Origin of the sequence: Halomonas sp. H5 (assembly GCF_050613175.1) — a bacterium.
GTDB classification, from domain to species: domain Bacteria; phylum Pseudomonadota; class Gammaproteobacteria; order Pseudomonadales; family Halomonadaceae; genus Bisbaumannia; species Bisbaumannia salifodinae.
In genome coordinates, this window is the sequence record NZ_CP192510.1 from 2,883,054 (window position 1) to 2,897,910 (window position 14,857).

At 66.7% G+C, this 14,857-nt stretch carries 10 protein-coding genes; 2 read left to right on the top strand and 8 right to left on the bottom strand.

The features are described from left to right. Positions 1-59: 59 nt before the first annotated feature. Entirely contained in the window at positions 60-2,264 is a 2,205-nt protein-coding gene (rlmKL, locus tag ACQ1W9_RS13450; protein WP_431023828.1) for a bifunctional 23S rRNA (guanine(2069)-N(7))-methyltransferase RlmK/23S rRNA (guanine(2445)-N(2))-methyltransferase RlmL, read from the bottom strand. A 301-nt stretch (positions 2,265-2,565) separates the two neighbouring features. Between rlmKL and rmf the strand changes: the two genes are divergently transcribed. Beyond that, on the top strand, positions 2,566-2,772 hold the full coding sequence (rmf, locus tag ACQ1W9_RS13455; RefSeq protein WP_146804486.1) for a ribosome modulation factor: 207 nt from the start codon (positions 2,566-2,568) through the stop codon (positions 2,770-2,772). Between the two features lie 87 nt (positions 2,773-2,859). Here the strand turns inward: rmf and ACQ1W9_RS13460 are convergent, their stop codons facing one another. The 6 genes from ACQ1W9_RS13460 to ACQ1W9_RS13485 form a co-directional block, all read right to left on the bottom strand. After that, the gene (locus ACQ1W9_RS13460; protein ID WP_431023829.1) at positions 2,860-3,885 is read right to left on the bottom strand and encodes a quinone-dependent dihydroorotate dehydrogenase; all 1,026 of its coding nucleotides are present in this window, start codon (positions 3,883-3,885) and stop codon (positions 2,860-2,862) included. A gap of 103 nt (positions 3,886-3,988) precedes the next feature. Continuing rightward, positions 3,989-8,821: an NAD-glutamate dehydrogenase gene (locus ACQ1W9_RS13465; RefSeq protein WP_431023830.1), complete on the bottom strand. Its 4,833-nt coding sequence runs from the start codon at positions 8,819-8,821 to the stop codon at positions 3,989-3,991. Positions 8,822-8,990: 169 nt separating this feature from the next. Further along, complete coding sequence (trmA, locus tag ACQ1W9_RS13470; RefSeq protein WP_431023831.1) at positions 8,991-10,100, bottom strand: tRNA (uridine(54)-C5)-methyltransferase TrmA; 1,110 nt, start codon at positions 10,098-10,100, stop codon at positions 8,991-8,993. A 37-nt stretch (positions 10,101-10,137) separates the two neighbouring features. Beyond that, positions 10,138-10,929, bottom strand: coding sequence for a glutamate racemase (gene murI, locus ACQ1W9_RS13475; RefSeq protein ID WP_431023832.1), 792 nt, complete (start codon positions 10,927-10,929; stop codon positions 10,138-10,140). Then, on the bottom strand, positions 10,926-11,831 hold the full coding sequence (locus tag ACQ1W9_RS13480; RefSeq protein WP_431023833.1) for a LysR substrate-binding domain-containing protein: 906 nt from the start codon (positions 11,829-11,831) through the stop codon (positions 10,926-10,928). Before ACQ1W9_RS13480 ends, murI begins: the two co-directional genes overlap by 4 nt. A 196-nt stretch (positions 11,832-12,027) precedes the next feature. Further along, complete coding sequence (locus ACQ1W9_RS13485; RefSeq protein WP_431026449.1) at positions 12,028-12,573, bottom strand: hemerythrin domain-containing protein; 546 nt, start codon at positions 12,571-12,573, stop codon at positions 12,028-12,030. A 178-nt stretch (positions 12,574-12,751) separates the two neighbouring features. Between ACQ1W9_RS13485 and ACQ1W9_RS13490 the strand changes: the two genes are divergently transcribed. Then, positions 12,752-14,089 (top strand): replication-associated recombination protein A, encoded by a 1,338-nt coding sequence (locus tag ACQ1W9_RS13490; protein ID WP_431023834.1) that lies wholly within the window; start codon positions 12,752-12,754, stop codon positions 14,087-14,089. A gap of 87 nt (positions 14,090-14,176) precedes the next feature. On the opposite strand, the gene lolA is transcribed toward ACQ1W9_RS13490, so the two are convergent. Continuing rightward, positions 14,177-14,812, bottom strand: a complete 636-nt coding sequence (lolA, locus tag ACQ1W9_RS13495) for an outer membrane lipoprotein chaperone LolA (RefSeq protein ID WP_431023835.1) — start codon at positions 14,810-14,812, stop codon at positions 14,177-14,179. Positions 14,813-14,857: the final 45 nt, after the last annotated feature.

Genomic DNA, 14,857 nt, shown 5'->3' on the forward strand with positions numbered 1-14,857 from the left:
CAGAAAGACATGGTGGAGGTCGGGGTTTCGGGTGCCAGATAAAGAGCGGGTCGAAGGTCTCATGCCGTTGGCCCTCCCCGATGGCGAATCAGAAAGACATGATGAAGATCAGGATTTCTTGTGAAATCCGGGTCGAAGGTCTTCGCCGAGATCTCTTCCACCGCATACCGCTCGACCAGGTCGGCATCCAGCACGAAGCGCCGCTGGTTATTGGAGAAGACCAGGGTGCCGCCACCGGCCAGGCGCGCCATGGCCAGGCGAATCAGCCGCCCATGGTCGCGCTGGATATCCAGGGTCGCCTCCATCTTCTTGGAGTTGGAGAAGGTCGGCGGATCCATGAAGATCAGGTCGAATTCCGCCTTGGCGGTCTCCAGCCAGCGCAGGCAGTCGTCGCGCACCACCCGGTGGTGGGCCGGGTCGAGGCCATTGAGGGCGAAGTTGTCCCGGGCCCAGCTCAGGTAGGTATTGGAGAGGTCGACGCTGATGCTGTCGCTGGCCCCTCCTTCCCGCTCGCTGCCCAGCGCCGCCTGCACGGTGGCGGTGGCGGTGTAGCAGAAGAGGTTGAGGAAGCGCTTGCCGGCGGCCATCTCGGCGAGCCGCCGCCGCACCGGACGGTGGTCGAGGAAGAGCCCCGTATCCAGGTAGTCGCGCAGGTTGACCCAGAGCCGCGCCCGCCCCTCGCGCACCTCGAAGCGCTCGCCGTGGCTGCCCTGCTTCTGGTACTGGGCGCGGCCGCTCTGGCGCTCGCGGCGCTTGATCACCACCCGACTGGGGGACACCTCCAGCACCTCGGGGATCACCCCCAGGGCATCGAAGAGGCGCTTCTGGGCCTGGGCCGCATCCACCGACTTGGGCGGCGCGTACTCCTGCACATGCACCCAGTCGCCATAGACATCGATGGCCAGGGCGAATTCCGGCATATCGGCGTCATAGAGGCGATAGCAGGACTCGCCGGACTGCTTGAGCCACTTCTTGAGGCGCTTGCGGTTCTTGTGCAGGCGGTTGGCGAACATCTGGGCATTCTCGGAACGCGCCGGCGCCTCGGACCTGGCGTCGCGGCCCGCCTCGCCGCTCGCCTCGGGCACCCGGATCAGCAGCAGTCGCGCCTCCAGGGGCCCATTGCGAAAGGCGTAGTGCTTATGGGCACGCATCCCCAGGCGGTGGCCCAGATCGGGGTTGCCGGTGAACAGTGCCAGGTCCCAGCCGGGGAAGGCGTTACGCACGCCCTCGCCCAGCTGACGATAGAGGGTCACCAGCTCCGGCAGCTCGCCGATCCGCTCGCCATAGGGCGGGTTGGTGATCACCAGCCCCCTGGCCTCGGGGCTCAGGCTCTCGGGACGCTTCAGCTCGGCCACCGAGGCGCCCTGGAAGTGGATCAGCGCCGGGATGCCGGCGCGCATGGCATTGGCCTTGGCGGCGGCGATGGCCTGGGGACTCTGGTCGCTGCCGAATAGCCGCGCCTTGCAGCGCTTGCGGCCCAGGCTGGCCCGCGCCTCGGCCTCCCGCCGGAGCTCTCGCCACAGCTCGCGATCATGGCCGGCCCAGGCTTCCAGGCCGAAGCGCTCCCGGTTGAGGTTGGGGGCGACATCCGCCGCCATCAGCGCCGCCTCGATCACCAGGGTGCCGGAACCGCACAGCGGATCCACCAGGGCCTCACCGGCCTTGGCCCGGGCCGGCCAGTCGGCGCGGATCAGCAGGGCCGCGGCCAGGTTCTCCTTGAGGGGGGCATGCCCCAGCTCGCGGCGATAACCGCGACGATGCAGGCTCTCGCCGCTGAAGTCGATGCCCAGGGTCAGGCGCCCCCGATGCAGGTGGGCATAGAGGCGCAGGTCGGGCTCCCGGGGCTCGACCGTCGGCCGTTCGCGACCGCCCCGGGCCATGGCGGTGACCACCCCATCCTTGACGGTCTGGGCGCCGAACCGGGTATGGCGGATCTTCGCCGACTGGCCATGGAAGTCCACCGCCAGGCTGAGCCCTGGCACCAGGTGCTCCGCCCAGGCCACCCGGGCCGCGGCGTCCGCCAGCTGCTCCGGGTCCTCGATGCCTTCCTCCCGGGCCAGGCAGAGGATGATGCGGTTGGCCAGGCGCGACCAGAGGCAGGCACGATAGGCCATCGCCAACTCGCCGCGGAAGTGGACGCCGGCCACCGTGGTCTTCTCCACCTGGGCACCCAGAGCCGTCAGCTCCTCGCCCAGCAGGGTCTCGAGCCCGCGCGGGCAGGCGGCAAAAAAGGCTGGAAGATTCGTCACTTGCATATCGCTCATGGTGTGCTGTGGAGACTCGCTATGGCGGTTGGTAAGGGCGGTAGCGCCTGAGGCCTGGCCGCGTGGGACGGGCGTCATATTCCCGTCATCCCGATTTGCTTGGCCTCTTATGCCAAAATACCGGTCGACAAGCGGTCCCGTCATGGTCTAAATGTATAAGCGTAGCTACGAAATAACGCATGCGTTGCTTGCCGCAGATGCTGGATAACTACGGCCGGGCGAATGAATCGTCTATAGGCCGATAAGGAGTCTTGTGTACTGCAAACGTCACAAAGTCTAACGGTTCTGAAGAGGCCATCCGATGAAACGACAGAAACGTGATCGCTTCCAGCGTGCTTATGTTCATGGCTACAAGGCGGGACTCAGTGGTCGTTCCAGAGATGAGTGTCCCAGCCAAGATGTGGATCTTCGAGAATACTGGATGAGCGGTTGGCGTGAAGGTCGTGGGGACCAATGGGCCGGCATGACGGGAGTCGCCGGGATCCACAAAAACCCCATGGTAATGTGACGTCTTCTCTAGACACTACCAGACACTACCCATTCCCAAGGCCCGCCACGGCGGGCCTTTCTATTGCTCGCCCTTGGTGTCGTCGCCTCAGCCCCGTCCTGGCGCTCCCTCGAGGGCCCGGGCACACTCCCCCACCAGCTCGGGGCCTCGATAGATAAAGCCCGAATAGAGCTGCACCAGGTCGGCCCCCGCCTCGCGCTTGGCGAGTGCCGCCTCGCCGCCGTCGATGCCGCCGACGCCGATGATCGGCATCTCCGGCAGGCGGCGGCGCAGCTCGCGAATCACCGTATTGGAGGCCTCGAATACCGGCCGCCCGGAGAGCCCACCCTGCTCGTCGCCGTGGGGCAATCCCGCCACCGCCTCCCGGGCGATGGTGGTATTGGTGGCGATCACCGCGTCGATGGCGTTGTCGGCCAGGGCCTTGGCCACCAGCCCCACCTCATCGGCGCTCATGTCCGGGGCGATCTTGACCGCCAGGGGCACGCGACGGCCGCTCGCCTCGTCCAGGCGCCGCCCCTCCTCGCGCAGGGCGCCCAGCAGGGCATCCAGCTGTTCGCCGAACTGCAGGTTACGCAGCCCCGGGGTATTGGGCGAAGAGATATTCACGGTGATGTAGTGGGCGTGGGCATGCACCTTGCGCAGGCAGATCAGGTAGTCATCCACCGCCCTCTCCACCGGCGTGGTGAGGTTCTTGCCGATATTGATGCCGATCACCCCGTCATAGCGGCTCGCCTCGACCCGCGCCACCAGGTGATCGACGCCGGCATTGTTGAAGCCCATGCGGTTGATGATGGCACCGACCTCGGGCAGGCGGAAGAGCCGCGGCCTGGGGTTGCCGTCCTGGGGCTTGGGGGTCACGGTGCCCACCTCGACGAAGCCGAAGCCCAGGGCGCCCAGGGCATCCAGGTGATCGGCGTTCTTGTCGAGGCCCGCGGCCAGGCCCACCCGATTGGGGAAGCGCAGCCCCATCAGCTCCACCGGATCTTCCACCCGCGCCCCGCCGAGACGCCGGGCCAGCCCCAGGCCATTGGCCAGGTCGAGCCCCTTGAGGGCCAGGCCATGGGCGGTTTCCGGGTCGAGACGAAAGAGCAGCGAGCGGGCCAGGGCGTACATGGGAGTCCTCGGGTGGATGAGCGGCGCCGCATTATAGCCCAAGGCGCCCGAAAACGACGAACCCCGCCCAAAGGCGGGGTTCGTCATGGTGGTGGCAACGGTCTCAGTCGTGGCGGCTCTCGGCCAGGTCGACCAGCTCGCGGATGGCCACCGCGAACAGTGGGAAGCTCACCTGGTTGCCGGAGCGAACCTCGCCGAGCAGGCCACACCAGCGACGGTAGAGCTCGTCGTGGCGTTGTACCCACTGTTCGACCCGGGCCTCCATCTCCCGCGGCGCATCCTCCAGCTGCAGCACCGCCACGGTGAGGGCCAGCTGCTGGCGATCCAGATCGTCGCGGAAGGTCTCGCGGGCCTGAGCCTGCCAGCCGTCGCGCACTTCCAGGGCATTGATCTGCTCGATCATCCACGGCAGCTCGAGACGGTGGCCCACCTCGTAGTAGGCCTCGGCGACCCGCTGGATCTTCTCGCCGGAGAGCTTGGCCGCCTCGATGATGCCGAGACCGGCATAGAGGCTGTTGGCCGCGGCCACGGCGTTGGCCAGGGCCTCGGGCACGCCGGCCGCCACCAGCTCGTCACGGCGCGCCTGCCAGGCGGCCAGCTCGTCGCCGCGCAGCCGCTTGCCGAGGCTCTCCTGCAACTGGGCCAGGCGCGGCGCGAAGTGGGCGATGCTGTCCTTGGTGGTCATGCCGCTGCGCTGGCGCAGGAACCAGCGGGTGGCGCGACGCAGCAGGCGCATCAGGTCGATCATCATGGCGTACTGGACGCGGCTCGGCACCTGGTTGTCCAGGGCTTCCACCTGCTCCCACAGGCCACTCAGATTGAAGCTATCCCGAGCGATGATATAGGCGCGGGCGATATCGGCGCGCTTGGCCCCGGTGGTGTCCATCAGCCGGCGCACGAAGACGATCCCCATATGATCCACCAGGTCATTGGCGATCTGGGTAGCCACGATCTCGCGCTTCAGCTTGTGCTCGTACATGGTCTCCTTGAAGCGCTCCACCAGCACCGCCGGGAAGATCCGCTCCAGGTGCTGCTGGATATAGGGATCATCCGGCACCTCGGAGTCGATCAGGTCGCCCTTGAGCACCATCTTGGAATAGGAGATCAGCACCGACAGCTCCGGCAGGGTCAGGCCCTCGTCGGCATTGGAGCGCTCCAGCAGGGCCTCGTCGTCGGGCAGGAACTCCAGCTCCCGATCCAACTGGCCGCCGGCCTCCAGCTCGGAGATAAAGCGCCGGTAGGGCCCCATGCCCTTCTTGGAGAGGGTCTCGGCCAGGGAGAGTGCCTGGGTCTGCTGGTAGTTGTCGCGCAGCACCAGCCGCGAGACATCCTCGGTCATCTCCGCCAGCAGCTGATTGCGCTGCTTGTCGGTCATGTCGCCGCTCTTGACGATATCGTCGAGCAGGATCTTGATATTGACCTCGTGGTCGGAGCAGTTGACCCCGCCGGCGTTGTCAATGAAGTCGGTATTGACCCGCACCCCGGCCTTGGCGGCCTCCATGCGGCCGCGCTGGGTCAGGCCCAGGTTGCCGCCCTCGCCCACCACCCGGCAGCGCAGCTCGCCGCCGTCGATGCGCAGGGCGTCGTTGGTCTTGTCGCCCACCTCGGCGTCGGTTTCGTCGGCCGCCTTCACGTAGGTGCCGATGCCGCCGTTCCAGATCAGGTCCACCTGGGACTTGAGCATGACGCGAATCAGGTCATTGGGCGCCAGCTTGTCCTCGGCGATGCCGAACACCCGCTTCATCTCCGGGGTGATGGCGATGGACTTGGCACTGCGCTTGAAGATGCCGCCGCCCTTGGAGATCAGGCTGGCGTCGTAATCCTCCCAACTGGAACGGGGCAGCGCGAAGAGGCGCTGGCGCTCGGCAAAGGACTTGGCGGCATCCGGACTCGGGTCGACGAAGATATGCAGGTGGTTGAAGGCGCCCACCAGGCGGATCTTGTCGGAGAGCAGCATGCCGTTGCCGAAGACGTCGCCGCCCATGTCGCCGATGCCCACCACGCTGAACTCGTCGGCCTGGGTATTGACCCCCAGCTCGCGGAAGTGGCGCTTCACCGACTCCCAGGCGCCCTTGGCGGTGATACCCATCTTCTTGTGGTCATAGCCGTTGGCGCCACCGGAGGCGAAGGCATCGCCCAACCAGTGGCCATACTCGGCGGAGATCTCGTTGGCGATGTCCGAGAAGGTCGCGGTGCCCTTGTCGGCGGCCACCACCAGGTAGGGGTCGTCATCGTCGTGACGCACCACATCCACCGGCGGCACGATCTCGGCGCCGTCCAGGTTGTCGGTGACATCCAGCAGGGCGCGGATAAAGGTCTTGTAGCAGGCAATGCCCTCGGCCTGGATGGCGTCGCGGTCACCCTCGGGCAGGCGTTTGCAGACGAAGCCGCCCTTGGCCCCCACCGGCACGATCACCGAATTCTTGACCTGCTGGGCCTTGACCAGGCCGAGCACCTCGGTGCGGAAGTCCTCGCGGCGGTCCGACCAGCGCAGCCCGCCCCGGGCGACCTTGCCACCGCGCAGGTGCACGCCCTCGACCCGCGGCGAGTAGACGAAGATCTCGAAGGCCGGACGCGGCTTGGGCATCTCCGGCACCTTGCTCGGATCCAGCTTGTAGGCGATGTACTCCTTGTACTCGCCACCGGCATCACGCTGGTAATAGTTGGTCCGCAGGGTGGCCTGGATCAGGGCGATATAGCGGCGCAGCAGCAGGTCGTCATTGAGGCTGGCCACGTCATCCAGCATCGCCTGGAGGCGCGCCACGCAGGCGTCGCTCTCGCTCTCCCGTTCCTGCTGCTCCGGGTCGAAACGCAGCTCGAACAGCGTCACCAGCTCACGGGTGATTTCCGGGTAGCTGGCCAGGGTGTTGGCGATATAGAACTGCGAGAGGCCGAAGCGAATCTGCTTCAGGTAGCGGGCATAGGCACGCAGCATGGCCACCTCGCGCCAACTCAGGTTGGCACCGATCACCAGGCGGTTGAAGGCGTCGTTGTCGGCCTGGCCGGCCCAGATGCGCTTGAAGGCCTCGATAAAGGGTTCGCGCATCTCCTGGAGGTTGACCACTTCGCTGCCGTGATGCTCCAGATTGAAGTCGTGGATCCAGTAGGTGCCCTTGAGAGAGTCGATCTCGTAGGGGCGCTCGCCGATCACCCGCAGCCCCAGGTTCTCCATGACCGGCAGCACGTCGGAAAGCGGAATCGGCTGCGCCTTGTGGAACAGCTTGAGGTTGACCCCGTCGACGTCCTCCTCCACCAGGCGATAGAGGGAGAGGGAGAGGGGCTCGCCGGCCTCGACCTCGCCCAGGTGATGGATATCGTAGACGGCGGTGCGCGCCGAGAAGTCCTCCCGATAGCTTCCCGGGAAGGCATCCCGGTAGTCGTCCATCAGGCGATTGGCCTGCTCCTCACCGAAGCCTTCCACCATGGCGGCCTGAAGGTCGTCGTTCCAGCTACGCGCCAGTTGGATCACCTTGTGCTCCAGGCGCTCCAGGTCATAGCTCACCGGCTCGTCGCCATTGAAGCGCAGGATCAGTTGGATACGCGCCAGCACCGACTCGGAAAGGTGGGTATTGAAGTCGCCGAAGGTGGCGTCCAGCTCCTCGCAGAGCATGGTCTGGATACGCACCCGCAGGTCGGTGGAGAAGACGTCCCGAGGCACGAAGACCAGGCAGGAGTAGAACTTGCCGAAGCGATCCTCGCGGACGAAGAGGCGCACCCGGCGCCGCTCGCGAATATTGAGGATTCCCAGAGTGGTTCTGGTCAGCTCCTCGGTGCTGGTCTGGAAGAGATCATCGCGGGGGTAGACGTTGAGGATCTGGCGCAGCTGATGGCCATCATGGGCCTTGGGATTGACCCCGGCGGACTTCATCACCGCCTCGATCTTGCGCCGCAGCACGGGGATATGCCGCGGCGAGTCGTTGTAGACGGTGGCGGTGAACAGGCCCAGGAAGCGGCGCTCGCCGATCACCTTGCCCTGATCGTCATAGCGATCGATGGAGATATAATCGGGGTAGGAGGGACGGTGCACCCGGGCATGGTAGGCGCTCTTGGCGAAGGAGAGCAGCTCCGGAATCAGCACATAGTGGTCGTCTTCGACGCCCTGATCGTTATGGATACGCTCCTGATAACGGGGGGCGTCGAGCTTGAAGACGCCCAGCTCGCTGCCCTTGCGCTTCTTGAGCTGCTCCTGACCTCCCTTGCCGACCACTTCGTACTCGTCGCAGCCGAGGAAGGTGAAGTTGTCATCGATCAGCCACTCCAGGAAGGCGATGGCCTCCTGGTGGTCGGCGGCATCGACCTGCTCGGGTCGAACCGCCTTGAGTTCCTCGAGGGCCGCCCGCACCTGATCGCGCATCGGCTCGAAGTCGGCCACGGCGGTACGCACGTCCTGCAGCACCTCCTGCAGTCCGGCCTCGATATCGGCCAGCAGCTTGGGATCGGAGTGGCGGTCGATCTCGATGACGATCAGCGACTCGCGCCCTTCGGGCGCCTTGTCGGCCTGGGGATGCCCCAGCCGCTTGAGCTGATGCTTGGCATCCCGCTCCACCGCCAGCACCAGGTTATGAATGGCATGCAGGGTAACGCCGCGACGGTTGAGCTCGATGCGCACCGAGTCCACCAGGAAGGGCATGTCCTGGTGGAGGATACCCACCACGGTATGCAACGACTGCCAGCCATGCTCCTGGTAGTCGGGATTGAAGACCCGCACCTTGGGAGCCTTGGCATCGTGCTCCTGGACGAAGTGCCAGGTCGACAGGGTCGCGCCATAGAGGTCGTCGAGGCGCCGCTCGGACAGATCAGCCAAGGGAACATTGGCGTAGAAGAGTTCGGCAAAGCCGGCGATCTCCGCCACCTTCTCTTCGGGTAGCCGCTTGGTGAGCTGCTCCTTCAACTGAGCGAGAAATTCCTGTTTGCCATCGATCACGACGTGTTGCATCCATCACCTCGGCTGCTGTCGGCCTGGGGGCCGTCGAATTAGGGTGAAACGCGGCAAGCGCCGCGTTTCATGAAGGGTACTGTAGCCCCCGCTCCGGCCCTATCGAGTTGCACGTTTTCTCATGGAGCATGTCAGTTGCGCATCATGACACGCCCCGGTCCTCTTGACTTTAGTCGCTGATTCGCTCGAGCAGCACGCCACACTCACAATGGTGGGTCCACGGAAACTGATCGAAGAGCGCCATGCGGCGGATGCGGTGGGTCCGGCAGAGTCGCTCCAGGTTCTGCTCCAGGGTGTCCGGGTTACAGGAAATATAGACGATGCGCTCATAGCCGCTGAGCTGGTCGCAGCTGGCCTCGTCGAGGCCGGCCCGGGGCGGATCCACCAGCACGGTGGAGAAGTCGTAGTCGGCCAGGCCCATTTCGGTGACCCGACGCCCGCCCTTGTCGCCCTTGAGGGCGGCACTGAACTCCTCCGCCGACATGCGCCCCACGCTGGCATTGGTGATGCCATTGGCCTCCAGGTTGATGCGCGCCGAGGCCACCGAGGTGCGCGAGATCTCGGTGGCCAGGACCCGCCGGAAGTTCTCGGCCAGGGCGATGGTGAAGTTGCCGTTACCGCAGTAGAGCTCCACCAGGTCGCGGGCCTGGCTGGCGCGGGTCACGTCGCGGGCCCAGCCCAGCATGGCGCGGCAGATCTCGGCATTGGGCTGAGTAAAGCTGTTTTCCACCTGCTGGTAGGCGAACTCGCGCCCCTCCACCGAGAGCCGCTCCCAGACATGGTCGCGTTCCAGCACCAGGCGCTGCTTGCGGGAGCGGCCGATGATCATCACCCCGAGGGCCTCCTGGAGGCGACGCGCCTCGGCCTCCCAAGCCTCGTCCAGGGGACGATGGTAGATCAGGGTCAGTAGCGCCTCGCCGCTGAGGGTGGTGAGAAACTCCACCTGGAACAGCCTGCGGCGCAGCAGCGGCACCTCGCGGATGGCATCCAGCAGCGCCGGCATCAGCGCATTGATGCGCCGGCTGGCCACGGGGAAGTCGTCCAGGCGGACCACCGTCTTCTTCTTGGGGTCCTCGGGATCCACCTCGAACATGGCGTAGAAGAGATCGTCCCCCTCGTGCCAGAGGCGGAACTCACAACGCATGCGGTAGTGACTGGGCGGCGAGGCATAGACCTCCAGCGGCGGCGGCGAGAAGCGGGCAAACTGGGCGGTGATGCGTTGGCGCTTGGCCTCGAGCTGCTCGCCATAGTACTCGGGATCGACGACGGGTACGGCCACGGGGCCTCCTTGGGGTGAAATCGGTGAGGCGAGACGTCTAGTGTGGGGCGTCTACCGCCAGGAGAAGAAGTTGCGGCGCGGCGAAACCGACGCCGGCCAGGGCCGCGGTCAGGGTCGGGGCCTCGGCGGTGACCCAGGCCGGCCCCGGGCCCTCGGTCACCCGGGGGTGGGGCACCACCTGGGCGACCCGCCGGGCGATGGCCTCGCCGGAATCGATCCAGGTCACCGGTCGCGGCGCCGCCCGGTTCAGGGCGTCCCGCAGCAGTGGAAAATGGGTGCAGCCCAGCACCACGGTGTCGAGCTCCGGATCCTCCCAGAGCGGCGCCAGGCCATCGGCGATGGCCGCCAGGTCCAGGGGTTCGCCGGCCAGGTGACGCTCCGCCTGGACCACCAGGGCATCGGCGGCCAGGCGATGCACCCGGCAGCCACCGGCGAAGTCGCGAATCAGGCCCAGGGTATAGGGGCGATTGACGGTGGCGGAGGTCGCCAACAGGGCGATATGGCCGCTATGGCTAAGCGCAGCGGCGGGCTTGATGGCCGGCACCGTGCCCACCACCGGGATCGTCAGGCTCGCCCGCAGCGCCTCCAGGGCCAGGGTGCTGGCGGTGTTGCAGGCCACTACCAGGGCGGCGGGACGACAGGCCGCCACCGCCTCCCGACAGACCGCCACGATGCGCTCCACCAGCCAGGCATCGGGCTTGGTGCCATAGGGCAGCATGGCATTGTCGCAGACATAGGCCAGGGCCGCCGTGGGCAGGCGGCGGCGAATCGCCGCCGCCACCGAGAGGCCGCCGACGCCGGAGTCGAAGATCAGGATGGGGCCGCTCACGGTCGCTCTCCCGTCGCTGGCTCCTGGAAGTGCGCCAGCAAGGCATCCACCAGCACCCGCAAGCGAGCCGGCATCAGGCGCCGCTCGGCATAGAGCAGGTGCGCCTGCATGGGCGGCGGCGCATAGGCCTCCAGCAGGCGCACCAGGCGCCCACGACGCACCTCCGGCTCGCCCAGGAAGGTCGGCTTGAGCACCAGGCCCATGCCGCGGGCCGCGGCCTCGATCAGCGCCCGCCCGTTATTGCAGGTCAGCACCGGCCGGAAACGGACCCGCTCCAGGCGCCCCTCCACCAGGAAGAGCCAGCCCGGACCGCCGCGCTGCAGGCTGTAGTGCAGGCAGCGGTGCCGGCTCAGGTCGCGGGGATGCTCGGGCACGCCATGGCGTTCCAGGTAGCCGGGGGCGCCATAGAGATGGACCGGCATCGACATCAGCGGCCGGGCGATCAGGCTGGAGTCCTCCAGCTCGCCGATGCGCACCACCAGGTCGAAGTCCTCCGCCAGGGGGTCGACGCGGCGATCCTCCAGCACCACCTCGAGTTCCACCGCCGGATGGGCCTCCTCGAAGGCCTGCAGAGCCGGCATCAGCTCGCGGACCCCGAAATCCAGCGGCGCCGAGAGACGCAGGCGGCCACGAATCTCGCCGCGCTGCTCACCGAGGCTCGCCTCCAGCTCATGGAGTTCATCCATCAGGCGGCTAGCGCCCTGCAGGTAGCGCTCGCCCTCGGCGGTCAACTGCAGGCGGCGGGTGGTGCGGGTCAGCAGGCGCACGCCGAGCTCGCCCTCCAGGCGCGCCACCTGCTTGCTGACCATGGCATTGGAGAGGTCCAGCTTGCGGGCGCCCCCGGCGAAGCTGCCCGCCTCCACCACGGCACGAAAGATTTGCATGGCCTGGAGTCGATCCATCGGTGAGTCTCCCCTCCCCCGGTTGGCACAGGGGGAGCATTCTACCCCAGTCGTGGCACGGACTTAACGGCGTATTGCCCCGGCAACGACAAACGCCCCGGCCAGGGCCGGGGCGTCGGGGGATGGCGAAGCGCCGCGGGGTCAGACCACGGGCTCCGGAGCACCGCGGAACTCGGCATCATGCAGAGACACGGGATCAGACAACCGGCTCGGGCGCCCCGCGGAACTCGGCATAGAGCTCGGGATAGGCGTCATGGAGCTGTGCCAGCCTGGCGGCCGCCCCCTCCGGCAGCGACTCGTCGAGGCGCGCCAGCTCCTCGTCGCTCAGATGCTCGGCGATCAGCGGGAAGAGCTCCTCGCGCTCGTCACGCAGGTAGGCCCGATGCGCCTCCAGATAGGCCTTGAGGTCATCGGCGAAGCGATCCATGGGCACCACGGCATCCATCAGGATCATGTCGATATCCTGGGACAGCCGCATCAAGCGTTCGCGCAGCTGTCGATAGTCGTCGGCCAGGCGACGGGTCATCGACTCGGCCTGTGGCAGACTGGCCAGGAGTTTCTCGCCACACAGCTGCTCGAGGGGTTGGGTGTAATCCTCCATATAGCCGAGGATATAGTCGACGACCTCGCGTACCAGCTTGAAGTCGGGGCGATCACCATCGGCCAGGGTCTTGTGCTTGAGCTGCAACACGTGCAACAGCCGCGCCATATTGGCATGATCCTGGCGCAGTTGAGTCAGCATGGGCATGGTCGGGCCTCCTCTGCTGTCCTGGCGTACCATCTATATTGGAGTCGCCAGCAAGACAGGGGTTCACCAACAGGATGCGCCTGGAGACGCTACCCCAGGCATGGATGTTTAACCCTAGTGCCTGGGGGGCGATTCTGCCTATCGCCTAAAGTCGTAGTCGCACGGAGACAGCATGGATCTCTTCAGCCAGCCCACCGCCGATGAGGCGGCCCCCCTCGCCTACCGCATGCGCCCCCGGCGCCTGGACGAGTATCTCGGTCAGGCCGCCCTGGTGGGGCCCGGCAAGCCGCTGCGGCGCATGGCCGAGACCGCCACGGTGCGTTCGATGATCCTGTGGGGACCGCCGGGAACCGGCAAGACCACCCTGGCGGAGATCCTGGCCCGGGAATCCGGTGCCGAACTGGAGCACCTTTCGGCGGTGATGGCCGGCGTCAAGGAGATCCGCGCCGCGGTGGAACGCGCCCGGCTGACCCAGTCCCAGGGGCGCCGCACCCTGCTCTTCCTGGACGAGATCCACCGCCTCAACAAGAGCCAGCAGGATGCCCTGCTGCCCCATGTGGAGTCGGGCCTGTTGACGCTGATCGGCGCCACCACCGAGAACCCCTCCTTCGAGGTCAACTCGGCGCTGCTCTCCCGGGCCCGGGTCTATGTGCTCAAGCCCCTGGACGAGGCGGCGCTGCTGGCGGTGCTGCGCCAGGCCCTGCAAGACCCCGAGCGGGGGCTGGGCAAGCGCCGCATCCAGGCCGATGACGAGGTGCTGCAACTGCTGGCCCGGGCCGCCGGCGGCGATGCCCGCCGCGCCCTGGGCCTGCTGGAGACCGCCTGTGACTTCACCGCCGCCGAGGGCGATACCGAGCGCCTCGACGCCGAGGGGCTCGGCGAGGTGCTGGGCCATCAGGCCAGCGCCTTCGACAAGCAGGGCGATCACTACTACGACCTGCTGTCGGCGATCCACAAGTCGGTGCGCTCCTCCCGGGTCGATGCCGCCCTGCTCTATATGGCGCAATTCATTCAGGGGGGCGGCGACCCGCTGGACGTGATCCGGCGCCTGGCGGCGATCGCCTCCGAGGACGTGGGCAATGCCGATCCCCGCGCCCTGCCCCTGGTGATGGCGGCCTGGGACGCCTACCTGCGCCTGGGCGACTACGAGGGGCAGCGGGCCATTGCCCAGGCCATCATCCACCTGTCGGTGGCCCCCAAGAGCAACGCCATCGACCAGGCCTGGAAGCAGGCCAAGGCCCAGGCGGCGGCCCACCCGACCCTGGAGGTGCCCACCTACCTGCGCAACGCCCCCACCAAGCTGATGGAATCCCTGGGCCATGGCCAGGGCTATCGCTACGCCCATCACGAGCCCCACGGCTACCCCGCCGGCAGCCACCACGACTGCTGGCCGGAGGGGCTGGCGCCCGCCCGCCTCTACCAACCCAGCGACTACGGCCAGGAGGCGCGCTTCAAGCAGTTGATGGAGTGGCGCGCCCAGCTCGACGCCGAGGCGGATAGCAGGGCCTAGCTGCAAGCCAGCCTACTCTCCAAACGCAAGGAGCAAGCCAAGGGGGTTCCTTGAAGCTTGCTCCTTGTCGCTTGCTACTGGCCGAAGTTATTGCGTATCGCGAATCACATCGGTGCCCTCGGGAATGGCGAAGGTAAAGCGCTCGGCCGGGATACCCGGGTTGAGCTGCACATCGTTGAAGTAGATGGCGGTACGCTGGCCGGTACTGTCGGCCATCTGCAAGACCCCCAGGCGCTCGCTGTAGAAGGTCAGGGCCAGCTCCTCGAAGAGGGTATCGGCGGTGCGCGGCGTCAGGGTAAAGGTCTCGGCGGCGCCCTGCTGACGACGGCTCACCGCATAGGCCTCGGTGAGGTCGGCGGCGCTGCCGGAGAGCAGCAGGGCCGGGGTATGGGTCACCCGGGTATCCAGGGCCTGGATGGTCACCTGCTCCAGGTCGGGGTCATGCAGGTAGACCTCGTCGCCATCGGAGACCACCACCTGGGCGTAGGGGGCCTCCACCTCCCAGCGGAACTTGCCGGGCCGCGATAGCCACATCTGCCCCTCGGCCTCCTGGAGCCGCTGGCCGCTGCCATCGAGAATCTGCTGCTCGAAGCTGGCGCTATAGGTGTGCACCGGCTCCAGTAGCTGGGCCAGACGCCCGGCGGCCTCGTCGGCCAGGGCGCTCAGCGGCAGGGCCAGGGCCGAGCCCAGGGTCAGGGCCGACAACATCTTGATCAGTCGCATCTTTCACTCCCGAAAGGATGGCAGAGACATTCCGAATCATAGACC